The 24319-nt window shown below is 65.7% G+C and carries 22 protein-coding genes and 2 tRNA genes; all 24 read left to right on the top strand.

Annotated features, from left to right (window positions below; translation table 11 throughout):
* The first annotated feature begins 216 nt into the window (after positions 1-216).
* Positions 217-1473, top strand: coding sequence for an ATP-dependent Clp protease ATP-binding subunit ClpX (gene clpX / locus BLR02_RS18765; protein ID WP_090566150.1), 1257 nt, complete (start codon positions 217-219; stop codon positions 1471-1473).
* 176 nt (positions 1474-1649) lie between these two features.
* Entirely contained in the window at positions 1650-4064 is a 2415-nt protein-coding gene (gene lon, locus BLR02_RS18760) for an endopeptidase La (protein ID WP_090566154.1), read from the top strand.
* Positions 4065-4268: 204 nt separating this feature from the next.
* Complete coding sequence (locus BLR02_RS18755; RefSeq protein ID WP_090566158.1) at positions 4269-4541, top strand: HU family DNA-binding protein; 273 nt, start codon at positions 4269-4271, stop codon at positions 4539-4541.
* Positions 4542-4602: 61 nt separating this feature from the next.
* Positions 4603-4674 (top strand) — tRNA-Val (locus BLR02_RS18750).
* Between the two features lie 100 nt (positions 4675-4774).
* Complete coding sequence (locus BLR02_RS18745; protein ID WP_090664232.1) at positions 4775-5581, top strand: hypothetical protein; 807 nt, start codon at positions 4775-4777, stop codon at positions 5579-5581.
* Positions 5538-6530: a tetratricopeptide repeat protein gene (locus BLR02_RS18740; protein WP_176849668.1), complete on the top strand. Its 993-nt coding sequence runs from the start codon at positions 5538-5540 to the stop codon at positions 6528-6530. The genes BLR02_RS18745 and BLR02_RS18740 overlap by 44 nt, the downstream gene beginning before the upstream one ends.
* 51 nt (positions 6531-6581) lie before the next feature.
* Positions 6582-6658: transfer RNA gene (locus BLR02_RS18735), tRNA-Asp, on the top strand.
* Between the two features lie 239 nt (positions 6659-6897).
* Positions 6898-7266 carry an NADH-quinone oxidoreductase subunit A gene (locus tag BLR02_RS18730; RefSeq protein ID WP_043336213.1) on the top strand — a complete coding sequence of 123 codons (369 nt, stop codon included), beginning with the start codon at positions 6898-6900 and terminating at the stop codon, positions 7264-7266.
* Between the two features lie 29 nt (positions 7267-7295).
* The gene (locus tag BLR02_RS18725) at positions 7296-7853 is read left to right on the top strand and encodes a NuoB/complex I 20 kDa subunit family protein (RefSeq protein ID WP_176849667.1); all 558 of its coding nucleotides are present in this window, start codon (positions 7296-7298) and stop codon (positions 7851-7853) included.
* Entirely contained in the window at positions 7846-8466 is a 621-nt protein-coding gene (locus tag BLR02_RS18720; RefSeq protein ID WP_408735521.1) for an NADH-quinone oxidoreductase subunit C, read from the top strand. The genes BLR02_RS18725 and BLR02_RS18720 overlap by 8 nt, the downstream gene beginning before the upstream one ends.
* Positions 8467-8528: 62 nt before the next feature.
* Positions 8529-9743 carry an NADH-quinone oxidoreductase subunit D gene (locus BLR02_RS18715; protein ID WP_245704851.1) on the top strand — a complete coding sequence of 405 codons (1215 nt, stop codon included), beginning with the start codon at positions 8529-8531 and terminating at the stop codon, positions 9741-9743.
* Positions 9743-10378 carry an NADH-quinone oxidoreductase subunit NuoE gene (nuoE, locus tag BLR02_RS18710; RefSeq protein WP_245704850.1) on the top strand — a complete coding sequence of 212 codons (636 nt, stop codon included), beginning with the start codon at positions 9743-9745 and terminating at the stop codon, positions 10376-10378. The genes BLR02_RS18715 and nuoE overlap by 1 nt, the downstream gene beginning before the upstream one ends.
* 1 nt (position 10379) lies before the next feature.
* Positions 10380-11684 carry an NADH-quinone oxidoreductase subunit NuoF gene (gene nuoF / locus BLR02_RS18705; RefSeq protein WP_090664230.1) on the top strand — a complete coding sequence of 435 codons (1305 nt, stop codon included), beginning with the start codon at positions 10380-10382 and terminating at the stop codon, positions 11682-11684.
* A 7-nt stretch (positions 11685-11691) separates the two neighbouring features.
* Complete coding sequence (gene nuoG / locus BLR02_RS18700) at positions 11692-13698, top strand: NADH-quinone oxidoreductase subunit NuoG (RefSeq protein ID WP_090664229.1); 2007 nt, start codon at positions 11692-11694, stop codon at positions 13696-13698.
* 6 nt (positions 13699-13704) lie between these two features.
* Complete coding sequence (gene nuoH / locus BLR02_RS18695; RefSeq protein ID WP_090566182.1) at positions 13705-14715, top strand: NADH-quinone oxidoreductase subunit NuoH; 1011 nt, start codon at positions 13705-13707, stop codon at positions 14713-14715.
* 11 nt (positions 14716-14726) lie between these two features.
* On the top strand, positions 14727-15215 hold the full coding sequence (nuoI, locus tag BLR02_RS18690; RefSeq protein WP_090566185.1) for an NADH-quinone oxidoreductase subunit NuoI: 489 nt from the start codon (positions 14727-14729) through the stop codon (positions 15213-15215).
* A gap of 13 nt (positions 15216-15228) precedes the next feature.
* The gene (locus tag BLR02_RS18685; RefSeq protein ID WP_090566188.1) at positions 15229-15921 is read left to right on the top strand and encodes an NADH-quinone oxidoreductase subunit J; all 693 of its coding nucleotides are present in this window, start codon (positions 15229-15231) and stop codon (positions 15919-15921) included.
* Positions 15899-16231 carry an NADH-quinone oxidoreductase subunit NuoK gene (gene nuoK, locus BLR02_RS18680; protein ID WP_456303767.1) on the top strand — a complete coding sequence of 111 codons (333 nt, stop codon included), beginning with the start codon at positions 15899-15901 and terminating at the stop codon, positions 16229-16231. Before BLR02_RS18685 ends, nuoK begins: the two co-directional genes overlap by 23 nt.
* 4 nt (positions 16232-16235) lie before the next feature.
* Positions 16236-18224: an NADH-quinone oxidoreductase subunit L gene (gene nuoL, locus BLR02_RS18675; protein ID WP_090664228.1), complete on the top strand. Its 1989-nt coding sequence runs from the start codon at positions 16236-16238 to the stop codon at positions 18222-18224.
* Between the two features lie 2 nt (positions 18225-18226).
* On the top strand, positions 18227-19738 hold the full coding sequence (locus BLR02_RS18670) for an NADH-quinone oxidoreductase subunit M (RefSeq protein ID WP_090566197.1): 1512 nt from the start codon (positions 18227-18229) through the stop codon (positions 19736-19738).
* A 4-nt stretch (positions 19739-19742) separates the two neighbouring features.
* Positions 19743-21164 carry an NADH-quinone oxidoreductase subunit NuoN gene (gene nuoN / locus BLR02_RS18665; RefSeq protein ID WP_090566200.1) on the top strand — a complete coding sequence of 474 codons (1422 nt, stop codon included), beginning with the start codon at positions 19743-19745 and terminating at the stop codon, positions 21162-21164.
* On the top strand, positions 21161-21889 hold the full coding sequence (locus BLR02_RS18660) for a biotin--[acetyl-CoA-carboxylase] ligase (protein WP_090566564.1): 729 nt from the start codon (positions 21161-21163) through the stop codon (positions 21887-21889). Before nuoN ends, BLR02_RS18660 begins: the two co-directional genes overlap by 4 nt.
* 199 nt (positions 21890-22088) lie before the next feature.
* Positions 22089-23759 (top strand): ribonuclease J, encoded by a 1671-nt coding sequence (locus BLR02_RS18655; protein ID WP_090664227.1) that lies wholly within the window; start codon positions 22089-22091, stop codon positions 23757-23759.
* A gap of 12 nt (positions 23760-23771) precedes the next feature.
* Positions 23772-24032: a DUF1467 family protein gene (locus BLR02_RS18650; RefSeq protein ID WP_090664226.1), complete on the top strand. Its 261-nt coding sequence runs from the start codon at positions 23772-23774 to the stop codon at positions 24030-24032.
* Positions 24033-24319 lie beyond the last annotated feature (287 nt).

Raw genomic sequence — 24319 nt, 5'->3', positions numbered from 1 at the left:
TCGGCGGGGATCGGGTGGCCGGAAATACATTCCGGTTCACTTGTCGCGTTTCGGTGCCCCGCCGCCTGCTGTGACGCCACAAAGCTTTTCCCCCGATGACAGGGGGGCTACAGTCCTACGGAAAGCTCCCTCTTCGGCCCGGGAGGGGGGGCGTGGCCAGCCGGTGGCCCGCGTTATGCGGGAATTCCCCAGCCGGCCCTTTCAGGCGGAGTGCCCATGAGCAAGTCCGGCGACTCGAAGAATACACTCTACTGTTCGTTCTGCGGCAAGTCCCAGCACGAGGTCCGCAAGCTTATCGCCGGGCCCACCGTCTTCATCTGCGATGAATGCGTCGAACTCTGCATGGATATCATCCGTGAGGAGCACAAGACCCATCTGGTGAAGTCTCGGGACGGGGTGCCGACCCCGAAGGAGATCTGCAAGGTCCTCGACGATTACGTCATCGGTCAGGACCATGCGAAGAAGGTCCTCTCCGTTGCGGTGCACAACCACTACAAGCGGTTGGCGCATGGCGCGAAGAACAATGATGTCGAGATTGCCAAGTCGAACATCCTGCTGCTCGGCCCGACCGGTTCGGGCAAGACGCTGCTGGCCCAGACCCTGGCGCGGATCCTCGATGTCCCCTTCACCATGGCGGATGCGACGACCCTGACCGAGGCCGGCTATGTCGGCGAGGATGTCGAGAACATCATCCTCAAGCTGCTGCAGGCCGCCGACTACAATGTGGAGCGGGCGCAGCGCGGCATCGTCTATATCGATGAGGTCGACAAGATCAGCCGCAAGTCGGACAACCCCTCCATCACCCGGGACGTCTCGGGCGAGGGGGTTCAGCAGGCGCTGCTGAAGATCATGGAGGGCACGGTTGCCTCCGTCCCGCCCCAGGGTGGCCGGAAGCATCCGCAGCAGGAATTCCTCCAGGTCGATACGGCGAACATCCTCTTCATCTGCGGCGGCGCCTTTGCCGGCCTCGAGCGGATCATCGGAGCGCGTGGCAAGGGCTCGGGCATCGGATTCGGTGCCGAGGTCCGCTCGCCGGATGATCGCCGCACCGGCGCCGTCCTGCGCGAGGTGGAACCCGAGGATCTGCTGAAATTCGGCTTGATCCCCGAATTCATCGGCCGCCTGCCGGTGATCGCGACGCTCGAGGATCTCGACGAGAAGGCCCTGATCGAGATCCTGACCAAGCCGAAGAACGCCATCGTCAAGCAGTACCAGCGCCTCTTCGAGATGGAGGGGACCAAGCTCACCTTCACCGAGGATGCGCTCCGCTCCGTGGCGACGCGGGCGATCCAGCGGAAGACCGGTGCGCGTGGGCTCCGTTCCATCATGGAGCAGATCCTGCTCGGCACCATGTTCGACCTGCCGGGCCTCGACGATGTCGACGAGGTGGTGGTGAATCGGGAAGTGGCGGAGAGCCGGGCAAGCCCGCTCTTCATCTATGGCGAGCGGGCTGCCGAGCAGAGCTCCGCCTAAGGCCCGGCGCCGGCCGTATCGCGGGGGAGGGACCCTCGCCATACGGCTGGCCGGGCTTGCGGGGGGGTGTCGGGCGGCCCATCTGCATGACATCCCCGTGGCGCCGCGGGTCACGCCGCCAACCAGCGGAAGCTGAGGGTGACCCGTGGGCCGACTGTCCTTCAGTGAGGTCCATAATGGCGGATAAGACCCCAGAACTTCTTCGCGGCGAATTGCTGCCTGTCCTGCCCCTGCGGGACATCGTGGTATTCCCGCATATGATCGTGCCGCTTTTCGTCGGGCGCGAGAAATCCGTGCGCGCGCTGGAAGCCGTGATGCGGGAGGACAAGCAGATCCTCCTGGTCGCGCAGAAGAATGCTGCCCAGGACGACCCTGAGGCCGAGGACTTGTTCACGGTCGGCACCGTCTCGACGGTGCTGCAGCTCCTGAAGTTGCCGGATGGCACGGTGAAGGTGCTGGTCGAGGGTGGCCGGCGTGCGCAGATCACCGGCTTCAAGGAAACCCAGACCCACTTCGAGGCCTATGCGGCCCCGCTTGCCGAGGCGCCGGCCGATCCGCCGGAGACCGAGGCGCTCGCGCGCACCGTGGTCGGGCAGTTCGAGCAGTATATCAAGCTCAACAAGAAGATCGCGCCCGAGGTCCTGGTCTCGATCAACCAGATCGACGATCCGGCGAAGCTCGCCGACACCGTCGCCAGCCATCTCTCGCTGAAGATTCCGGAGAAGCAGGAGCTCCTGGAGACCGCTGGCACCTCCGCACGGCTGGAGCGCGTCTTCGGCCATATGGAGTCCGAGATCGGCGTCCTTCAGGTGGAGAAGCGCATCCGGAACCGCGTCAAGCGGCAGATGGAGAAGACGCAGCGCGAGTACTACCTGAACGAGCAGCTCAAGGCGATCCAGAAGGAGCTGGGCGAGGGCGAGGACGGCAAGGATGAGGTCGCCGAGCTCGAGGCCCGCATCAAGGCCACCGCTTTCAGCAAGGAAGCGCGCGAGAAGGCGATGGCGGAGCTGAAGAAGCTCCGCACCATGTCGGCGATGAGCGCCGAGGCGACGGTGGTGCGCAACTACCTCGACTGGATGCTCTCCATCCCCTGGAAGAAGAAGTCCCGGGTGCGGCGCGACATCGTCGCAGCCGAGAAGGTGCTCGATGCCGACCACTACGGCCTTGAGAAGGTGAAGGAGCGGATCATCGAGTATCTGGCGGTGCAGTCGCGCTCGCCGAAGATCCGTGGCCCGATCCTCTGCCTCGTCGGCCCGCCCGGCGTCGGCAAGACCTCGCTCGGCAAGTCGATCGCCAAGGCCACCGGCCGTAATTTCGTCCGCATGTCGCTGGGCGGCGTGCGCGATGAGGCCGAGGTGCGTGGTCACCGGCGGACCTATATCGGCTCCATGCCGGGCAAGGTCATCCAGGGCATGAAGAAGGCCAAGACCTCCAACCCGCTCTTCCTGCTCGACGAGATCGACAAACTCGGCGCCGACTGGCGCGGCGACCCTTCCTCGGCGCTGCTCGAGGTGCTGGATCCGGAGCAGAACGGGACCTTCGCCGACCATTATCTCGAGGTCGATTACGACCTGTCGGATGTGATGTTCGTGACGACCGCCAACAGCCTGCGCATGCCGCAGCCGCTGATGGACCGCATGGAGATCATCCGGATCCCCGGCTACACCGAGGACGAGAAGGTCGAGATCGCGCGGCGGCACCTGCTGCCGAAGCAGTCCGAGGCGAATGGGCTGAAGGCGGGCGAGTGGTCCGTCACCGAGGAGGCGTTGCGCGACCTGGTGCGCTACTACACGCGTGAGGCCGGCGTCCGCAGCCTGGAGCGCGAGGTGGGTGGCCTGGCCCGTAAGGCGGTGAAGGAGATCGTCTCCAAGAAGGCGAAGAAGGTCGCCATCACCGCGAAGAACCTCGAGAAATTCGCCGGCGTGCGGAAGTTCCGCTACGGCGAGGCCGAGGCGGAGGACATGGTGGGCGTCGTCACCGGCCTCGCCTGGACCGAGGTGGGTGGCGAGATCCTGACGATCGAGTCCGTCACCGTGCCGGGCAAGGGCAAGGTGCAGACCACCGGCAAGCTCGGCGACGTCATGCAGGAGAGCGTCTCGGCGGCCATGTCCTATGTCCGGTCGCGGGCGACCAGCTTCGGGTTGAAGCCGACGCTGTTCGAGCGGCGGGACATCCATGTGCATGTGCCGGAGGGCGCGACCCCGAAGGACGGGCCCTCCGCCGGCATCGCCATGGCGACCAGCATCGTCTCCGTCCTTACCGGCATTCCGGTGCGGCGCGATGTGGCGATGACGGGTGAGATCACGCTGCGGGGCCGCGTTCTGCCGATCGGCGGGTTGAAGGAGAAGCTGCTGGCGGCGATGCGTGCCGGCATCACCACGGTCTTCATCCCGAAGGATAACGAGAAGGATCTCGCGGACATCCCGGACAATGTGAAGAAGGGCCTGACGATCAAGGCCGTCTCGCATGTCGACGAGGTCATCTCGACCGCATTGGTGCGCAAGCCCGAGGCGATCTCCTGGGAGGAGCCGGCCGAGCCGCCGCCTCGCAGCGCCGAGGCCGATGGCAGCGTCCCAACGCTGCCTCACTGAGGCTGGTCCTGTGCGGAGGGTGGGAGCTACCCGCCTTCCGCGCGGTTCCAGTGCCACGATCACGGCGAAAACCGCAGATATCCGCCACCCTGACCTAAGCCTATGATTGACGCGCGAGAATCCGCCCTCTTACAGTCCCGGCGAGTTACAGCCTGGGATTGTCCTGGCTGGCACGAGCAAGCCGTTTCCAGGGGGGGATAGCGTATGAACAAGCAGGATCTCATCTCGATCGTCGCCGAGGTTGGTGATCTGCCCAAGGCCAAGGCGGGTGATGTGGTGGATGCGGTCTTCGACGCCATCGCTCAATCCCTGACCAAGCAGACGGATGTACGCTTGGTCGGTTTCGGGACATTCTCGATTTCGAAGCGCAAGGCAGGCACGGGGCGCAATCCACGGACCGGTGAGGAGATCAAGATTCCTGCCAGCACTACGGTCCGCTTCAAGGCCGGGAAGGGTTTGAAGGACGCCTTGAACTGAGGCTTACTGGGGCCGGCTTCATCATCGGTCCCTGCCATGACTCCCATGTCATGGCTCCCGTGGGCGCTTAGCTCAGCGGTAGAGCGCCTGTCTTACACACAGGTGGTCGGCGGTTCGATCCCGTCAGCGCCCATTCTCCATACGGGCGTGACTTTGATGACGTTCACCCTTCATGTAGAATTCCGGCAGAAGAATGTCTGGCAATTGTCGGCATTATCCTGGCGGAGGCTAGCTTGCGGACGAGTTTTGCGAAGATCGGGTTCGTCGCCTGTGCTGCGATGGCTCTTGGCGGCTGCATCCAGCAGGGCACCGCAAGCGGACCGGTAACCGGCGCGGCCGGTGGTGGCACCAGTGTCGGTGCGGATGCCAATCTGCAGCGTTGTGCGGAGCCTCTGGGCACCGTCGCCATCGATGATGGGCGCGACCAGAGCTGGTGGGGGCCCTTCACGGCGCGGACGCAGATCACGACGATCGAGCCGATGGTACGGCTGGTCGTCCAGCAGTCGAACTGCTTCGTCATCACCGCCATGGGCAACAACCGCCTCGAAAGCCGGATGCGGGGCATGGTCGGTGACATGCGGAACAGCGGCGAGTTCCGCGCTGGCTCCAACATGCAGCGCGGCCAGCGGGTGGCAGCCGATCTCTTCATCGAACCTGCCATCCTGTTCTCCAACCAGAACCTGGGCGGCCTTGGCGGCGGCGTTGGCGGATGGGGCGGCATGGCGCTTGGCCTGGCCGGGGCAGCGATGTCGACCTCAGCCACCTCGGTGACGCTCTCGGTCTTCGACATGCGAAGCGGCGTGCAGGTTGCCGCCTCCGAAGGCTCCTCGACGGCGACGAATTTCGGAGCGCTGGTTGGCGGGTTCGGGGCGACGGCGGGTGGCGTGCTCGGTGGCTACCAGCGTACGCCGGCCGGTCAGGCGACCGTCGCCGCCTTTGTCGATGCCTACAACAAGCTGGTCGTCGCGGTTCGCAACTACCGGGCCCAGGATGTCCGTGGCGGCCTCGGGACAGGTGGCGGTGCTCTGCGCTCCCGCTAGGGCGGGGCTTGGCCTCGCTGCACTGGCGCTGCTGCTGGGCGGCTGCCAGCCCCGCATGGTCGGCGGCAGCGGCTTCGGTAGGGCCGTCCCTGTCTGTGACGAGGCAGGTTGCCGGGTGCAGCCACGCGAGGCGCAGACCCTTATCATCGCCGAGGATGAGCGCCTGCGGCGCCAGTCCGACCCGGATCTCTATCGCGGGGAGCCCATCGGCGAATTACGTGCTGCCGCAGCCTCCGGTGATTCGGGTGCGGCGTACCGAATCGGCCAGGCTTACGAGTTTGGCGCTGGCGGGTTGCCACGCAGCGCCGCCCAGGCCGCACGGCAGTACGAGGTCGCGGCCAATGCCGGCATGCCCTTCGCCATGTTCCGCCTGGGTCGCCTCGTCGAACAGGGTGCAGCGCCCGGCGGCCGCGCCAGGGCCATCCAGCTCTATACCGACGCAGCCCAGGGCGGCGTGGCCCAGGCGGCGCATAACCTCGGCTTCCTCTATCTGCAGGGCCGTGGCGTTCCCCAGGACATGGCCGAGGCGGCCCGCTGGTTCACCCAGGCGGCCGAGAAGGGCGTGGCAGAGAGCCAGTACAATCTCGCCCTGATGTATTTCCGCGCGGAGGGAGTCGCGCGTCGTCCCTATGATGCCCTGCAATGGATGCGCCGCTCGGCACAGAACGGCTTCCTGCCGGCGCAGAAGGCGGTGGGACGTCTCTACATGACCGGTCTTGAGGAGATGGGGCAGGACATCCAGGAGGCGAAGAGCTGGCTCTCGCTGGCCGCCAGCCGTGGCGATGCCGAATCGCGGCGATGGCTGCAACAAGTCGAACAGGCCGAGCAGGCGGAACGGGCCTATCAGCAGCAGCTGGCCATGCAGGCGCAGCAGACGGCGACGCTCTGGGCCACGGTTGCGTTGGCCGCTGCGCTCGCCCCGCCGCCGGTGACGGTGGTTGTCTATTGAGGGCGCTTGACACCAGGGGCGAGGGGCCATAAACCCCGGCTCCTGTCGCGGGCGGGTGTAGCTCAGTTGGTTAGAGCGCCGGCCTGTCACGCCGGAGGTCGCGGGTTCGAGCCCCGTCACTCGCGCCACGCGACAGATTGCAACGACGGCGCCGCTCCTCTGTGGGGCGGCGCCGTTGCCGCATTTTACCCCCTTTTCGTTCCGGGCCTCCGTCGCCACATCCGGTGTAGAGAAGCGCGTTTCCCCCTATGGCGGAGCGGGCGGGGCAGGGCTAATGTCCGCCCGCGCTGCGTTGCGGCAAGGCGGGACCGAGGCTCGATCCCCACCGCCAGAAGGCTGCCCCGGCGCGTCTGTGGGCGGAGCAAACATGACCCAGCCGCTGCTGGCCGATTATTTCCCTATCCTGGTCTTCCTGGCCATCGCCGGCGCTATTGCGGTGGCCATGGTGGGTGGAAGCCTTCTCGTGGCGCGGCAGAAGCCGAATCCCGAGAAGCTGTCCGCCTACGAATGCGGCTTCGAGCCTTTCGACGATACCCGTCGGCGCTTCGATGTGCGCTTCTACCTGGTGGCCATCCTCTTCATCATTTTCGATCTCGAGGTGGCGTTTCTGTTCCCCTGGGCGGTTGCGCTTGGCGGGATCGGCTGGTTCGGCTTCCTCTCGATGGTCGCCTTCCTTGGCGTCCTGACGGTTGGCTTCGTCTACGAATGGCGCAAGGGCGCCCTGGACTGGGAGTGACGGCACGGCCGTCGCCACCGGAGACCCGCATGAACGAGAACACGGACACCATTGCCTGGAACCGCGAGCACCTGGCCCCCGGGCCGGCGCAGGACGCGGTCGTCAAGGGCATCACCGGTGAGATCGAGGACAAGGGCTTCATCGTCGCCAACCTCGACAAGGTGGTGAACTGGGCCCGCACCGGCAGCCTTTGGCCAATGACCTTCGGCCTGGCCTGCTGCGCGGTGCCGATGATCCACGCCTATATGGCGCGCTACGATCTGGACCGGCTCGGCATCATCCCGCGCGGCTCGCCGCGGCAGTCGGATGTGATGATCGTCGCTGGCACGCTGACCAACAAGATGGCCCCCGCGCTGCGCAAGGTCTACGACCAGATGAGCGAGCCGCGCTGGGTCATCAGCATGGGCAGCTGCGCCAATGGCGGCGGCTACTATCACTACAGCTACAGCGTGGTGCGGGGCTGCGACCGGATCGTGCCGGTCGATGTCTATGTACCCGGCTGCCCGCCGACGGCCGAAGGGCTGATCTACGGCATCATGCAGCTGCAGAAGAAGATCCGGCGTTCGGGGACGATCCTTCGTGGTTGAGAATGCAAACCTGGCCGCGCTTGGCGAAGCGGTGCTGGCAGCGATGCCGGAGGGCCGCATCGTCATCGAGCGCGGGGCGGAGCTGGTGCTGACGCTGCCGCGCGAGGGCCTGCTGGCGGGCATGCAGCGGCTGCGCGACCAGTTCGGCTTCGAGCAGCTGATGGATCTCTGCGGCACGGATTGGCCCAATCGGCCGTTGCGCTTCGAGGTCGTCTACAACCTGCTGAGCCTCTCGCAGAACCGGCGCATCCGGGTTGTCGTCGCGACCGATGCGGCGACGCCGATCCCGAGCATCGCCGGCATCTGGCCCTGCGCCACCTGGTACGAACGCGAGGCCTGGGACATGTACGGCGTCGTCTTCGAGGGCCAGACCGATCTGCGGCGGCTGCTGACGGATTACGGCTTCGAAGGCCACCCGCTGCGCAAGGATTTCCCGCTCACCGGCCATGTCGAGGTTCGGTACGACGAGGAGCGGAAGCAGGTGGTGTATGAGCCGGTGCAGCTGCAGCAGGACTGGCGGAATTTCGACTTCATGTCGCCTTGGGAATCCATGACGACCCTGCCCGGCGACGAGAAGGTGCATCTCAACCGTATCGAGGGAGGCAAGGCATGAGCGGCAGTTCCGCCATGGCCTCGGAGGCGGGGCCGCTGACCTCCGCAGCCGATCCGGCCACCATGCCGTCCGCGACTGGCGTCTCGAACGAGACGAAGACGGTCGAGGTCGACAGCCACACGATCAATTTCGGCCCGCAGCATCCGGCGGCGCATGGCGTGCTGCGCCTCATCCTCGAGATGAAGGGCGAGATGGTGGAGCGGGCAGATCCGCATATCGGCCTGCTGCATCGCGGCACCGAGAAGCTGATCGAGTACAAGACCTATCTCCAGGCGATGCCCTATATGGATCGCCTTGATTACGTCAGCCCGATGTGCATGGAGCACAGCTGGGTGCTGGCGGTGGAGCGGCTGCTGCATATCGAGAACGACGTGCCGGAGCGCGCCCGTGTCATCCGCACCATGTTCGCCGAGCTGACGCGCATCCTGAACCACCTGCTTAATGTGACGACCTACGCGCTCGATTGCGGCGCCATCACCCCTGCGCTCTGGGGATTCGAGCAGCGCGAGCACCTGCTGGAATTCTACGAGGCGACTGGCGGCAGCCACTACCACGTGAATTACTTCCGGCCGGGCGGCGTCTCGCGTGACCTGCCGGCCGACCTGCCCGCGCGGATCTCTGGCTGGTGCGCGCAATTCCCGAAATTCCTCGATGACCTCGAGGGGCTGCTGACCAACAACCGCATCTTCAAGCAGCGCACCGTCGATATCGGCATCATGTCAGCCGAGCAGGCAATGGAATGGGGCTTCTCCGGGCCATGCCTGCGTGCGTCGGGCGTGCCGTGGGACCTGCGCAAGTCGCAGCCCTACGAGATCTACGATCAGCTCGACTTCGAGATCCCCGTTGGCCGCCAGGGCGACTGCTACGACCGCTATCTGGTCCGCATGATGGAGATGCGGCAGAGCCTGCGGATGGTGGAGCAATGCCTGGCGCGGCTGAAACCGGGGCCGGTCAAGATCCTCGACAACAAGATCACGCCGCCGAAGCGTGGCGAGATGAAGCGGTCGATGGAGTCGCTGATCCACCACTTCAAGCTCTACACCGAGGGCTTCCACGTGCCCGAAGGCGCGACCTACACCGTGACCGAGGCGCCGAAGGGCGAGTTCGGCATGTACCTGGTCGCCGACGGCACCAACCGCCCCTATCGTTGCAAGGTCCGGGCGCCGGGCTTCGCCCATCTGCAGGCCATGGAGGTGCTCTCCAAGGGGCATATGCTGGCCGATGCGGTGGCGATCATCGGTTCGCTCGATATCGTCTTCGGGGAGATCGACCGCTGATGGTCGCCGAGATGTCCACCGGGACGGAGTTCCCGCAGCCTGAGAGCTTCTCCTTCGACGAGGAGAGCCTGAAGGCGATCGACACCATCGTGAAGCGTTACCCGCCGGGCAAGCAGGCCAGCGCCGTTATTCCGTTGCTCTATGTCGTGCAGCGGCAGATGAAGCGGCAGACCGGCAGCGCCTGGGTGCCGAACAAGGGGATGGATGCCGTGGCGGAGCGGCTCGGCATGGCGCCGATCCGCGTCTATGAGGTCGCCACCTTCTATTTCATGTTCAATATGAGGCCGATCGGGAAGTTCCATCTTCAGGTCTGTGGCACCACGCCTTGCTGGCTGCGTGGCTCGGACGAGGTGGCGCGCGCCTGCCGCGAGGCGGGCAAGGTGGGCGGCTATGGCCAGACCAGCGAGGATGGGCTCTTCACCATGACCGAGGTCGAATGCCTCGGCGGCTGCGTGAACGCGCCGATCCTGCAGGTCGATGACGACTACTACGAAGACATGGATTACGAGAGCACGGTCAAGCTGATCGAGGCGCTGCGGCGCGGCGAGCGGCCGGCGCCCGGCTCCGTCATCGGCCGCCAGACGAGCGCGCCGGAGGGCGGACCGTTGACGCTGTTGGACGTGCCAGGAGAGTGAGATGTCGCTGACCGACAAGGACCGCATCTTCACCAACCTCTACGGGATGCATGACTGGCGCCTGCCAGCCGCACGTCGCCGCGGGCAATGGGACAACACCAAGGCGCTGCTCGAGAAAGGGCGCGACTGGATCATCGAGGAGGTCAAGAACTCGGGGCTGCGCGGCCGCGGCGGCGCCGGCTTCCCGACTGGCCTCAAATGGTCCTTCATGCCGAAGCAGCCGAGCGACCGACCGCACTACCTCGTCGTCAATTCCGACGAGTCGGAGCCGGGCACCTGCAAGGACCGTGACATCCTGCGGCACGACCCGCATACGCTGATCGAGGGCTGCGTCTTCGCCGGCCTCGCGATGGGCGCCCATGTCGGCTACATCTATGTCCGCGGCGAGTACTACAACGAGCAACTCGTCCTGCAGGCGGCGATCGACGAGGCCTATGCGGCGGGGCTGCTCGGCCCGAATGCCTGCGGCGCGGGCTGGGACTTCGACCTCTACGTTCACCGCGGCGCCGGTGCCTATATCTGCGGCGAGGAGACGGCGCTCATCGAGAGCCTCGAGGGCAAGAAGGGGATGCCGCGGCTGAAGCCGCCATTCCCGGCGGCCGTCGGCCTCTATGGCTGCCCGTCGACGGTCAACAACGTGGAGACCATCGCGGTGGTGCCCACGATTCTCCGTCGCGGCGGCGCCTGGTTCGCCGGCTTCGGCCGGCCGAAGAACAGCGGCACCAAGATCTTCTGCATCCAGGGCCATGTGAACAAGCCCTGCAACGTGGAGGAGGAGATGAGCATCCCCCTGCGGGAGCTCATCGAGAAGCATGCCGGTGGCGTGCGGGGCGGCTGGGACAACCTCCTCGCCGTCATTCCCGGCGGCAGCTCCACGCCGATGATCCCGAAGGCCGTCTGCGACGACGTGCTGATGGATTTCGACGCGTTGCGCGAGCACAAGACCGGCCTCGGCACGGCGGGTGTGATCGTCATGGACAAGTCCACCGACCTCATCAAGGCGATCGCCCGGCTCTCCACCTTCTACAAGCATGAGAGCTGCGGCCAGTGCACGCCCTGCCGCGAGGGCATGGGCTGGGTGAAGCGCATGATGGACCGCATGGTCGAGGGCCGTGCCGAGGTGGCCGAGATCGACGTGCTGGAGCAGGTGACGCGCCAGATCGAGGGGCACACGATCTGCGCGCTCGCCGATGGCGGCGTCTGGCCGGTGCAGGGGTTGATCCGGCACTTCCGGCCGATGATGGAAGAGCGTATTGCCGCCTACAAGGCGGGCAAGGCCGCGCCTTTGGCGCTGGCGGCGGAGTAAGCACGCGATGGCGAAGGTCACCGTCGACGGGATCGAGGTGGAGGTGCCGAACGGTGTCTCCGTCCTGCAGGCCTGCGAGGCCGCAGGCAAGGAGATCCCGCGTTTCTGCTATCATGAGCGGCTGAGCGTGGCCGGCAATTGCCGGATGTGCCTGGTCGAAGTGGAGAAGGCACCGAAGCCCATCGCCTCCTGCGCCTATCCGGTGGCGGATGGGATGAAGGTCTTCACCGACAGCCCGATGGTCCGCAACGGCCGGCGGGGCGTCATGGAATTCCTGCTGATCAACCACCCGCTGGATTGCCCGATCTGCGACCAGGGCGGCGAGTGCGACCTGCAGGACCAGGCGATGGCCTTCGGCTCGGATGCCAGCCGCTACCGCGAAGAGAAGCGGGCGGTGAAGGACAAGTATCTCGGCCCGCTGGTCAAGACGATCATGAACCGGTGCATCCAGTGCACCCGCTGCGTGCGCTTCGCCACCGAGGTCGCCGGCGTGCCGGAGCTCGGCGCGACCAATCGCGGCGAGAACATGGAAATCGGCACCTATGTCGAGAAGGCGCTGACGACCGAGCTCTCCGGCAACCTGATCGATATCTGCCCCGTCGGTGCGCTGACCTCGCGCCCCTATGCCTTCGTCAGCCGTCCCTGGGAGCTGCGCAAGACCGACAGCGTGGATGTGCTGGATGCGACCGGCACCAATGTTCGCGTCGATGCACGGGCTGGCGAGGTGCTGCGCATCCTGCCGCGCACCAATGACGACGTGAACGAGGAGTGGATGGCCGATCGCGGCCGCTTCGCCTTCGACGGGCTCAAGCGCCGCCGGCTGGACCGTCCCTGGGTGCGGAAGAATGGGAAGCTGCATCCGGCGAGCTGGACCGAGGCTTTCACCGCGATCGCGGCCGGCTTCGCCGGGCGGAAGCTGGGTGCCGTGGTCGGCGACCTGGTGGATGCCGAGGCGGCGGTCGCGCTGCGCGACCTGATGGCGGGGCTCGGCAGCACGCATCTCGAATGCCGGATGGATGGGGCGGCGATCGATGCCTCGCGGCGCGACTTCTACACCTTCAATACCGGCATCGCCGGGATCGAGGAGGCGGATGCGCTGCTGATCATCGGCAGCAATCCGCGCCTTGAAGCCCCGGTCATCAACGCACGGATCCGCAAGCGGGTCGCGACCAGCGGTTGTCCGGTGGGCTTCATCGGCCCTCGTGGCCTCAACCTGACCTATGCCCATGATTGGCTGGGGGAGGGGGGCACGACCCTCAAGGCGCTGGTCGGTGGCGATCACCGGTTCAATGAAGTGTTGCGGGCGGCCAAGCGGCCGATGCTGATCCTCGGCCGTGGCGCCCTGGCGCGGGCGGATGGCGCAGCCGTGCTTGCGGCGGCCTGGCAGGTCGCGGCACAGAACGGGATGCTGCAGGCCGATTGGCATGGCTTCAACCTGCTGCACCAGTTCGGCGGGCAGGTGGCGCCGCTCGATCTCGGCTTCACGACTGGCATCCCAGCGGATGTGCAGGGGCTGTGGCTGCTCGGCGCGGAGCCGCCGGCCATGGTGCCGGAGGGTGCCTTCGTGGTCTATCAGGGGCATCATGGCGAGGCGGGTGCGGCACGGGCCGATGTCATCCTCCCCGGCGCGGCCTATACCGAGAAGGACGCCACCTGGGTGAACACCGAGGGCCGTGTGCAGCGTGGGCGGCTGGCGGTCTATCCGCCAGGCGAGGCGCGGGAGGATTGGAAGGTCCTGCGTGCGGCCAGTGAGGTGCTGGGGGTGCGCTTGCCCTATGACTCGCTGGATGCGGTGCGGGCGCGGCTCGCCGAGGTCAATCCGGTCTTCGCCGGTCCGGGCTTCGCCGCTCATGGCTGCACCGACACGGCGGGGCCGGTGGGCGATGCGGCCGGCGTCTCGGATGCGGCCTTCGCCTCGAACATCCTCAACTACTGGCAGGCGGATGTCGTGAGCCGCGCTTCCGCCACCATGGCGGAATGCGCGCGCACCTATCTGCCCCAGGCGGCGGAGTAAGCGGGCATGGACGGCTTCCTCGCCTCGCCCATCGGGATCCTGGCCATCACCGTTGCGCAGACGCTGGCGCTGCTGGTGCCGGTGCTGATCGCGGTCGCATACCTGACCTTGGCCGAGCGCAAGGTGCTGGCAGCGATGCAGTTGCGGCGTGGCCCGAATGTGGTCGGGCCGTTCGGCCTGCTGCAGCCCTTCGCCGATGCGCTGAAGATGCTGATGAAGGAGACGATCATCCCCTCCGGGGCGAACCGTTTCCTCTTCGTGCTGGCGCCGATGCTGCTCTTCATGCTGGCGATGATCGCCTGGGCGGTGATCCCGGTGCAGGATGGCTGGGCGATCGCCGACATCAATGTCGGCATCCTCTACCTTTTCGCGGTCAGCTCGCTTGGCGTCTACGGCGTCATCATCGCCGGCTGGGCCAGCAACTCGAAATATGCCTTCCTCGGCGCGCTCCGCTCCGCGGCGCAGATGGTCAGCTACGAGGTCTCGATCGGCTTCGTCATCGTGACCGTGCTGCTATGTGTCGGCTCGCTGAACCTCTCGGATGTGGTGCGGGCGCAGGAGCGGGTGTGGTTCTTCATCCCGCTCTTCCCGATGTTCATCATCTTCTTCATCAGCGCGCTCGCCGAGACGAACCGTGCACCCTTCGACCTGCCGGAGGGCGAGAGCGAGCTGGTGGCCGGCTTCTTCGTTGAATACAGCAGCATGTCCTTCGCCCTGTTCTTCCTTGGCGAATACGCGAACATGATCCTGATGTCGGCGCTGACGACCATCCTCTTCCTGGGTGGCTGGCATCCGCCGATGCATATGGAGCCCTTCACCTGGATCCCAGGCTTCGTCTGGTTCGCGCTGAAGATCGCGCTGCTGCTCTTCGTTTTCATCTGGGTCCGGGCGACCTTCCCCCGCTACCGCTATGACCAGCTCATGCGGCTTGGCTGGAAGGTCTTCCTGCCCTTCAGCCTCGTCTGGCTCGTGTTGACCGCGGCGGTGCTCAAGCTCGCCGGCTGGCTCCCGGCCTAAGGAACCCCGCCATGGCAAGCCTCGATCGTGCCGCCCGCAGCCTGCTGCTTACCGAGCTGGTTTCGGGCATGGCCCTGACCTTGAAGTACTTCTTCAAGCCCAAGGTCACGGTGAACTACCCATATGAAAAAGGCCCGATAAGCCCGCGCTTCAAGGGCGAGCACGCGTTGCGCCGTTACCCCAATGGCGAGGAGCGTTGCATCGCTTGCAAGCTCTGCGAGGCCGTCTGCCCTGCCCAGGCCATCACCATCGAGGCCGAGCCGCGCGAGGATGGCAGCCGCCGTACGACGCGATACGACATCGACATGACCAAGTGCATCTATTGCGGGATGTGCGAGGAAGCCTGCCCGGTCGATGCCATCGTCGAGGGCCCGAACTTCGAGTTCAGCGTCGAGACCCGCGAGGAGCTGCTGTACGACAAGTCCCGGCTGCTTGCGAATGGCGACCGCTGGGAGCCGGAGCTGGCCAAGCGGCTCGAACTCGACGCCCCCTATCGCTGAAGCGGAAGCCCCGATGATTGCCGCGCTCGCCTTCTATCTCTTCGCGGCCATCCTGATCGCTTCCGCGGTCATGGTGGTCACGGCACGCAATCCCGTCCACAGCGTGCTCTTTCTCATCCTTGCCTTCTTCAACGCGGCGGCCTTGTTCCTGATCGCCGGGGCCGAGTTCCTGGCGATGATCCTGGTCATCGTCTATGTCGGCGCGGTCGCGGTGCTGTTCCTGTTCGTGGTCATGATGCTGGATATCGACTTCGCCCGCTTGCGCGAAGGGTTCCAGCGCTACGCCCCGATCGGCGCCATCATCGGTGGCATCCTGTTCCTCGAACTCGTTTTCGTCCTCGGAAGCTGGAGCTTCTCGGACCAGGCGAGCGAGCTGCGCCTCTCGCCCACCCCGGGTGGCGGCGTGACCAATGCCGAGGCGATCGGGCGGGTCCTCTATACGGACTATGTCTATCTCTTCCAGGCCTCCGGCCTCGTGCTGCTGGTGGCGATGATCGGCGCCATCGTGCTGACGCACCGGCAGCGGGAAGGGACCAAGCGCCAGGATATCGCGGCGCAGGTCCACCGTACCGGCTCCGTCGTGCTGGAGAAGGTGCCGAGTGGCACCGGCATCGCGGCCCTTGGCATCCGCAGGCCGCCGGAGCCAGAGGCCGAGCCGCCGAAGGTCACGCATGAGGCCGGTCATGGCCACGAGGGGCACCACTGAGATGACCATCGGCCTCGCCCATTACCTGACCGTCAGCGCCATCCTGCTCGTACTCGGGATTTTCGGCATCTTCCTCAACCGGAAGAATGTCATCGTCATCCTGATGAGCGTGGAGCTGATCCTGCTCGCGGTGAACCTGAACTTCGTCGCCTTCTCCTCCTGGCTGGACGACTTGAACGGGCAGATCTTCGCCATGTTCGTCCTCACCGTGGCGGCAGCCGAGGCGGCCATCGGTCTTGCCATCGTCGTCATCTACTTCCGCAACCGCGGCAGCATCGAGGTCGAGGATATCTCGACGCTGAAGGGCTGAACCCATGTTCGTTGGCGCGATCTTCTTTCCCCTGCTGGGGGCCTGCCTCAGCGGTTTCCTCGGCCGCTGGCTCGGCGACAGGCTGGCGCAATGGGCGACCGTCATCTGCATGGCGCTGGCCGCCGTCTGCGGCAGCCTTGCCTTCGGCCAGGTCGCTTTCGACAGCCAACCCACGACGGTGCCGCTGCTGACCTGGATGGATGTCGGCGGGCTCGAGATCTCCTGGGCGCTCCGCTACGACACGCTGAGCGTGATGATGGTGGCGATGGTCACCTTCATCTCGACGCTGATCCATCTCTACTCGGTCGGCTACATGTCGCATGACGCGACGCCGGCGCGTTTCTTCGCCTATCTCAGCCTCTTCACCTTCATGATGCTGATGCTGGTGACGGCGGACAACCTTGCCCAGCTCTTCTTCGGCTGGGAGGGCGTCGGCCTCGCCTCCTATCTGCTGATCGGCTACTGGTACGACCGCGAGAGCGCGAACCGCGCGGCGATGAAGGCCTTCATCGTCAACCGCGTCGGCGACGTCTTCTTCATGCTCGGCCTGGCGCTGACCTTCTATACCTTCGGCAGCATCGAGTTCGACACGATCTTCCCGGCAGTCGCCGAGCATGCGAATGACCGCTTTGCCGGCCTGCCATCAATCGAGTTGATCGGCGTGCTGCTTTTCCTCGGGGCCTGCGGCAAGTCGGCGCAGCTTGGGCTGCATACCTGGCTGCCGGATGCGATGGAGGGCCCGACGCCCGTCTCCGCGCTGATCCATGCGGCGACGATGGTGACCGCGGGCGTCTTCCTCATGGCCCGCATGTCGCCGGTGATGGAGTATGCCCCGACGGCGCTGGCCATCGTCACCGTAGTGGGCGCCTCGACCGCGCTGTTCGCTGCGACGATCGGCTGCGTGCAGAACGACATCAAGCGCATCATCGCCTACTCGACCTGCTCGCAGCTCGGCTACATGTTCTTCGCCGCCGGCGTGGGCGCCTATCAGGTCTCGGTCTTCCATCTTTTCACCCATGCCTTCTTCAAGGCCCTGCTGTTCCTGGGCGCCGGCAGCGTGATCCACGCCATGTCGGATGAGCAGGATATCCGCCGCATGGGCGGCATCTGGACCAAGATCCCGGTCACCTATGCGGTGATGTGGATCGGCAACCTGGCGCTGGCCGGCATTCCCTTCTTCGCCGGCTACTATTCGAAGGATGCCATCCTCGAGGCTGCCTATGCCTCGCATAGCGGGGTTGGCATCTATGCCTGGGTCTGCGGCATGCTGGCCGCCTTCCTCACGGCCTTCTATTCCTGGCGCCTGCTGATCCTCACCTTCCACGGCGCGCCGCGGGCCGATCACCACACCATGGAGCATGTCCATGAGAGCCCGGCGGTGATGCTGATACCGCTCCTGCTGCTGGCCGTGGGTGCGGTGCTCACGGGTGCCTTCTTCGCTCCCTTCTTCATCGGCGAGCATGAGCACGCCTTCTGGAATGGCGCGATCTTCAACGGCGAGCACAACCACATCCTGCATGCCATGCATGAGGTGCCGGACTGGGTGCCGCTCGCGCCGACGGTCATGGGCATTGCCGGCATTGCGCTTGCCTACTTCATGTACATGGCCATGCCAGGGCTGCCGACGCGGGTGGCGCAGATGTTCAGCGCCCGCCCGCAGCTGGTGCAGCGCCTGCCCCTCATTCCGGAGGAAGGGGCGGAGCAGCGGACCGAGCCCAATCCGGGCGGGCTCTACGGTTTCCTGCTGAAGAAGTGGTACTTCGACGAGCTCTATGACTTCCTTTTCGTCCAGCCAGCCCGGCGTTTGGCGGCGAAGCTCTGGAAGACCGGTGATGCCCGGATCATCGACGGCATGCCGAATGGCGCGGCCAGCCTTGCCGTTGCCGGGGCGCGCGGCGCGGTCCGCATCCAGACCGGGCGTGTGGCGAACTATGCCTTCGCCATGATCATTGGCCTCGTCCTCTTCGTCACTCTCTTCCTGATCGGGCGCTGAGAATGAACGCTGCCGGCTTCCCGCTGCTTTCGCTGCTGACCTTCCTGCCATTGGCGGGTGCGGCGATCATCATGTCCGTGCGTGGCGATGACGAGGTCGTCGCCCGCAATGCGCGCTGGACCGCGCTCTGGACCAGCCTGATCGTCTTCCTCCTCAGCCTCATCCTCTGGGCCCGCTTCGACCAGAGCTCGGCCGGCTTCCAGTTCGAGGAAAAGCTGAACTGGCTGCCGGAATTCGGCGTCGGCTACCATATGGGGGTGGACGGCATCTCGGTGCTCTTCGTCCTCCTCTCCACCGCGTTGACGCCGCTCTGCATCCTGGCCTCCTGGGAGTCGGTGACGTCCCGCGTGCGGGAATACATGATCGCCTTCCTCGTCCTCGAGACGATGATGGTCGGCATGTTCTGCGCCCTCGACTTCATCGTCTTCTATGTCTTCTTCGAGGCCGTGCTGATCCCGATGTTCCTCATCATCGGTGTCTGGGGCGGGGCGCGGCGGGTCTATGCCGCCTTCAAGTTCTTCCTCTACACGCTGCTCGGCAGCGTGCTGATGCTGCTGGCCATCCTCTATCTCTGGTACAATGCCGGCACGACCGACATCCCCGCGCTGTTCGAGTATCAGGTGCCGCGCGCGGCCCAGGCCTGGATCTTCTTCGCCTTCTTCGCCAGCTTCGCGGTGAAGGTGCCGATGTGGCCGGTCCATACCTGGTTGCCGGATGCGCATGTGGAGGCGCCGACCGCTGGCTCCGTCATCCTCGCCGGCGTGCTGCTGAAGATGGGGGCCTATGGGTTCCTCCGCTTCACCCTGCCGCTGCTGCCGGAGGCGAGCGCCACTTTCGCACCGCTCATCTTTGCGCTCTCCGTGATCGCCGTGGTCTACACCTCGCTGGTCGCGCTGGCGCAGGAGGACATGAAGAAGCTGATCGCCTACAGCTCGGTCGCCCATATGGGCATCGTCACGATCGGCATCTTCACCTTCAACCAGCAAGGCCTGTCCGGCGCGCTCTTCACCATGCTGGCGCATGGCGTCGTCTCCGGTGCGCTCTTCCTCTGCGTCGGTGTGCTGTATGACCGGGTCCATAGCCGCGAGATCATGCGTTATGGCGGCGTCGCCAAAATCATGCCCGCCTATGCGCTGGTCTTCATGCTCTTCACCATGGCCTCGATCGGCCTGCCGGGGCTCGCGAATTTCGTTGGCGAGTTCCTGGTGATCGTGGGCGCCTGGCGGGTGAACCCTTGGGTCGCCCTCGGCGCGGCGCTCGGCATGATCCTCGGCGCGGCCTATATGCTCTACCTCTACCGGCGGGTCTCCTTCGGGAAGATCACCAGGGAGGATCTGAAAGCGCTGCTCGATCTTAGCCCGCGGGAATATGTGGTTTTCGCGCCGCTGATCCTGCTGACGCTCTGGATGGGCATCTATCCGCAGTCCTTCCTTTCCTTCTTCGAGGCCAGCGTCGCCGCGCTGGTGGCGCGGCATGAGGCCGCGCTGAACATCAGCCGCCTGGCAGGAATGTAAGCCGATGTCCTGGACACTTGCCTTGCCGGAACTGGTGCTGGCCTGCAGCGGGCTGATCTTGCTGCTGGTTGGCGTGATCCCGAAGCAGGAAACCTTCTTCCCCATCACCATGGGCGCCATCGGTGCGCTGCTGCTGACAGCGGTCCTGGTACTGGGCCAGGGGGAGGGGACTGCGCTCGGCGGCCATTATGTGGCGGACGCCTTCAGCGGCTTCATGAAGATCCTGTCGCTCGGCGCCGCGGCGATCGCTCTCCTGGTCTCGATCGACTTCAACGAGAAGGAAGGTCTCGGCCGCTTCGAATTCCCGGTGCTGGTCGTCTTCGCCACCCTCGGCGCGATGCTGATGATCTCGGCCAATGACCTGATGGCCCTCTATCTGGGCCTCGAGCTGCTCTCGCTGCCGCTCTACGTCATCGCCGCCTTCAACCGCGACAATGCACGGTCCGCCGAGGCGGGGTTGAAGTATTTCGTCCTGGGCGCGCTGGCCTCGGGCCTGCTGCTCTATGGCAGTTCGCTGGTGTATGGCTTCGCCGGCACCACCAATTTCGACCGGCTGGCGGATGCCTTCTCGGAGGCACAGGACGTGTCGCCGGGTGTGATCGTGGGCGTCGTCTTCGTCATCGCGGGCCTTGCCTTCAAGGTATCCGCCGTGCCCTTCCATATGTGGACGCCCGATGTCTATGAGGGCGCGCCGACCCCGGTGACGGCCTACTTCGCCTCTGCCCCGAAGGTCGCAGCCATCGCACTGATGGCACGGGTGCTTCTCGGCCCCTTCGGTGACCTGGCCGGCCAGTGGCAGCAGGTGATCCTGCTGGTCTCCATCGGCTCGATGATCCTGGGAAGCTTCGCCGCCATCGGGCAGAGCAACCTGAAGCGACTGATGGCCTATTCCTCGATCGGCCATGTCGGCTATGCCCTGATGGGCCTCGCGGTCGGCAGCGATATCGGGCTGCGCGGCCTTCTGGTCTACATGGCCATCTATGTCTTCATGAATATGGGCACTTTCGCCGTGCTGGTCGCCATGCGGCGGCAGGGCCGGGCCGTGGAGCGCGTTGACGACCTCGCCGGTCTCGGGCGCACCAACCCGACCATGGCGCTCTGGATGGCCATCTTCATGTTCTCGATGGCCGGCATCCCGCCGCTGGCCGGCTTCTTCGGCAAGCTCTACGTCTTCCTCGCCGCTGTGCAGGGCGGCTACTGGACGCTGGCGGTGATCGGCGTGCTGACCAGCGTGGTCTCCGCCTACTACTACCTGCGCATCGTGAAGGTGATGTACTTCGACCAGGCCGCTGGCGTGCTGGACCGGGCGCCAGCCAGCCTCACCATCGTCATGGCGGGTACCGGACTCTTCACCGCGCTTTTCTGCCTTTGGCCGGCACCGATGCTGGCAGCGGCGCAGGCGGCGGCGGCGGCGCTTCTGGGGTGACGCTTCCCCCCGGTTGGCGGCTGGAGGTGCATGAGGCGCTCTCCAGCACCTCCGACCGTATTGGCGAGGCCGCCGATGCTGGCGAGGCGGCGGGCCTCGCAGTCCTCGCGCGTCGGCAGACGGCAGGCCGGGGTCGCTCCGGTCGTGCCTGGGCCTCGCCCATCGGCAATATGTATCTATCGATGCTGCTGCGCCCATCGGGGCCGGTGCGCGGCGCGGCCCAGTGGTCCCTTCTGGCTGGTGTCGCCCTGGCCGAGGCCGCGCGGCAAATCGATCCGGCACCTGAGCTGCTTCGCCTCAAATGGCCGAATGACCTGTTACGGGATGGCGTGAAGTGCGCCGGCATCCTGACCGAGACGGCGCTCTCGCCGGAGGGCAGTCTTGCCTGGCTGTCCTTCGGCATCGGCGTGAATCTCACCCACGCACCGAGCCTTCCTGATCGGCCAACGACCTGCCTTGGTGCGGCGGAGCCGCCGGAGGTGTTCGCCCAGCGGCTCATCGCCCGGCTCGACTATTGGTGCCGGCGTCAGGCGGAGGAGGGCTTTGCCCCGGTCAGGGCGGCCTGGGTGGCGCTCGGACCGGCGCTCGGCACGAGGCTGGCCTTGCGGGATGGGCCGATCCCGGAAGGCAATTTCCTCGGTCTCGAGGAGGATGGCGCCATTCTCCTCGAGTGGCAGGGCCGGCGGCATGCCATTCGCAGTGGGGAACTCGGCAGCCCGGCGTGACGCCCCCGCCTGCCCGCACGCGAGTTCGTGACCGGGGGGCTTCGCCGCATGACATGCTTGGCGGCGCTTCAGGCGAACCCCATGTTCATCCAAATTCCCTGATGCGACCCGGCAGGACTATCCCCTGTGCCGCCCAAGGGATCGCGATGGCATGAAAGGCTGGGGCGCGCCCGCGGCGGTGTTGCCCTAGAGTGTGAGGATGAACGATCTCCAGGCTTCGGCCGTACCTGATGCGGCCGACGATCTCGCTTTTATTCCGCTCGGCGGGACCGGCGAAATCGGCATGAATCTCAACGTCTATCGCTGTGATGGCCGATTGCTGGCGATCGATTGCGGTATCGGCTTCGGTGGGCCTGAGATGCCAGAAGTCGAGGTCATGGTTCCTGACCCGGCATGGCTGGCAGCGCGCCGCGACCGCTTGGTCGGCTTGGTCATCACCCATGCCCACGAGGACCATATCGGCGCCGTAGCCTATCTGTGGCCGCAACTGCGCTGCCCGATCTATGCCGGACCCTTCGCCTCCGCGGTGTTGCGGCGGAAACTGGGCGAGGCGGGCCTCCTTGGCGAGGCGAAGGTGATCACCGTGCCGCTCAGCGGCAGGGTCGAGCTGAAGCCTTTCGACCTGGAATTCCTCCGAGTGGCGCATTCGGTGCCGGAAGCCCAGGCCGTCGCCATCCGCACCCGTCATGGGCTGGTGCTGCATACCGGTGACTGGAAGCTGGACCCGGAGCCGCTGCTCGGCCCGCCGACGGATGAGGCGGCCTTCGCCCGCCTCGGCGAGGAGGGTGTGCTGGCGATGGTCTGCGATTCGACGAATGCCCTGGTCGAGGGACATTCCGGGTCGGAGGCCGAGGTGCGGCGGAACCTCACTGCCCTGATCCGTGGCCTCCGCGGCCGCGTCGCCGTGACATGCTTCGCCACCAACCTGGCACGGGTCGAGAGCGTCGCGCTTGCGGCCCAGGCCGCTGGCCGGCAGGTGGCACTGTTCGGCCGTTCGCTCCGCAATGCGGAAGCAGCTGCCCGCGAATGCGGCTACCTCAAGGGGATCGAGCCCTTCGTCCCGGAGGACGAGGCCGGCTACATTCCCGACGACAACCTCCTCATCATCTGCACGGGCAGCCAGGGCGAGCCGCGCTCGGCCCTGGCGAAGATCGGCGCCGATACCCATCCGGCGATCGCGCTCGGGGAGGGGGATACCGTCATCTTCTCCTCCCGCATGATCCCCGGGAATGAGCGCGGCATCCTGCAGATGCAGGATGCGCTGGCGCGCCGCGGCTGCCACATCATGACGGCCGATGACCATATGGTGCATGTCTCGGGTCACCCGGCCCGCGACGAGCTGAAGCGGCTCTATGCCCTGGCGAAGCCGAAATACGCCGTGCCGGTGCATGGCGAATGGCGCCATCTCTCGGAACATGCAGCGCTGGCCGGCGATCTCGGCGCCATCCCCGTGCTGGTCGAGGATGGCGATGTATTGCGGCTCTCGCCCGGGCGGCCGGATGTGGTCGAGGGCGTGCCAACCGGGCGGCTCGCCGTCGATAACGGCCGATTGCTGCCGCTTTCCGGTGGGGTGCTGGCAGCCCGGAAGCGGATGCTTTTCAACGGCGTGGTGGTTGCTTCCCTGGCCGTGGATGGCGGCGGCCGGGTGGTGGGTACGCCGCAGGTCTCGGCCCCCGGCCTGTTCGAGAGCGGGGAGCCGGACTCTGTCCATCTCGCCGCCGAACTGGCCCGGGCGGTGACGGACCTGCCGACTGCACTCAAGCGCGAGGACGACGCCCTGCGCGAGGCGGCGCGGAGCGCGCTCCGCAAGGCGGTTGGGCGCCGGGTGCGCAAGCGCCCGAATGTCGAGGTCCATCTGCTGCGGGTGTGAGGAAGCGATCCCATGGGTTGGGTCAGCGGGACAGTCGTCTATTTCCTCATTTGGTGGGTGGTGCTCTTCGCGGTGCTGCCCATCGGCACGCAGCCGGTCGCCGAGGGTGACGCCGAGAGCGGCTGGCGCGGCGCGCCGCAGAACCCCCGACTCTGGCGCAAGGTGGTGATCACCACCCTGGTCTCGACCGTGTTCTGGCTGGGGGCTTACGTGCTCATCACAAGCGATTGGATGAGCTTCCGGAGCGGCTGGTTGGCTATGCCCGAAAAATGAGCGACTTTCGGCCGTTTAGGCCGGTGTCGCTTTCTGTTTGTGCGGTTTGTGTCTGGGAGCCACTTTTTTCATCGATCGCGGCATCGATTGACGTTGTGCCACGTTGGTCCCCCGCGCCAACATACTCGCAGAGAGAGGGTTGGTCCTCTTTCTGCCGTGTGACTGGCGTTTCCTCCCTAAACTCGGGCCGTACCCCATGGGTGCGGCCCTTTTTTTCGTCTACTCGGCCGCTTACGAAAGAGCAAGGAAAAACCATCGCCGAGGGGTAATTTTCTTTCAGGATCGTT

The organism is Belnapia rosea (genome assembly GCF_900101615.1).
Classification (GTDB): Bacteria; Pseudomonadota; Alphaproteobacteria; order Acetobacterales; family Acetobacteraceae; genus Belnapia; species Belnapia rosea.
Note: the sequence above shows the minus strand (reverse complement) of the source record. Positions and strands in the feature narration are given on the sequence as shown.

Bases quoted from the DNA above. Each gene is read 5' to 3' on its own strand.
- clpX (WP_090566150.1), top strand. From the start codon at position 217: ATGAGCAAGTCCGGCGACTCGAAGAATACACTCTACTGTTCGTTCTGC.
- lon (WP_090566154.1), top strand. From the start codon at position 1,650: ATGGCGGATAAGACCCCAGAACTTCTTCGCGGCGAATTGCTGCCTGTC.
- BLR02_RS18755 (WP_090566158.1), top strand. From the start codon at position 4,269: ATGAACAAGCAGGATCTCATCTCGATCGTCGCCGAGGTTGGTGATCTG.
- BLR02_RS18730 (WP_043336213.1), top strand. From the start codon at position 6,898: ATGACCCAGCCGCTGCTGGCCGATTATTTCCCTATCCTGGTCTTCCTG.
- BLR02_RS18725 (WP_176849667.1), top strand. From the start codon at position 7,296: ATGAACGAGAACACGGACACCATTGCCTGGAACCGCGAGCACCTGGCC.
- BLR02_RS18715 (WP_245704851.1), top strand. From the start codon at position 8,529: ATGCCGTCCGCGACTGGCGTCTCGAACGAGACGAAGACGGTCGAGGTC.
- nuoE (WP_245704850.1), top strand. From the start codon at position 9,743: ATGGTCGCCGAGATGTCCACCGGGACGGAGTTCCCGCAGCCTGAGAGC.
- nuoF (WP_090664230.1), top strand. From the start codon at position 10,380: ATGTCGCTGACCGACAAGGACCGCATCTTCACCAACCTCTACGGGATG.
- nuoG (WP_090664229.1), top strand. From the start codon at position 11,692: ATGGCGAAGGTCACCGTCGACGGGATCGAGGTGGAGGTGCCGAACGGT.
- nuoH (WP_090566182.1), top strand. From the start codon at position 13,705: ATGGACGGCTTCCTCGCCTCGCCCATCGGGATCCTGGCCATCACCGTT.
- nuoI (WP_090566185.1), top strand. From the start codon at position 14,727: ATGGCAAGCCTCGATCGTGCCGCCCGCAGCCTGCTGCTTACCGAGCTG.
- BLR02_RS18685 (WP_090566188.1), top strand. From the start codon at position 15,229: ATGATTGCCGCGCTCGCCTTCTATCTCTTCGCGGCCATCCTGATCGCT.
- nuoK (WP_456303767.1), top strand. From the start codon at position 15,899: ATGGCCACGAGGGGCACCACTGAGATGACCATCGGCCTCGCCCATTAC.
- nuoL (WP_090664228.1), top strand. From the start codon at position 16,236: ATGTTCGTTGGCGCGATCTTCTTTCCCCTGCTGGGGGCCTGCCTCAGC.
- BLR02_RS18670 (WP_090566197.1), top strand. From the start codon at position 18,227: ATGAACGCTGCCGGCTTCCCGCTGCTTTCGCTGCTGACCTTCCTGCCA.
- nuoN (WP_090566200.1), top strand. From the start codon at position 19,743: ATGTCCTGGACACTTGCCTTGCCGGAACTGGTGCTGGCCTGCAGCGGG.
- BLR02_RS18655 (WP_090664227.1), top strand. From the start codon at position 22,089: ATGAACGATCTCCAGGCTTCGGCCGTACCTGATGCGGCCGACGATCTC.
- BLR02_RS18650 (WP_090664226.1), top strand. From the start codon at position 23,772: ATGGGTTGGGTCAGCGGGACAGTCGTCTATTTCCTCATTTGGTGGGTG.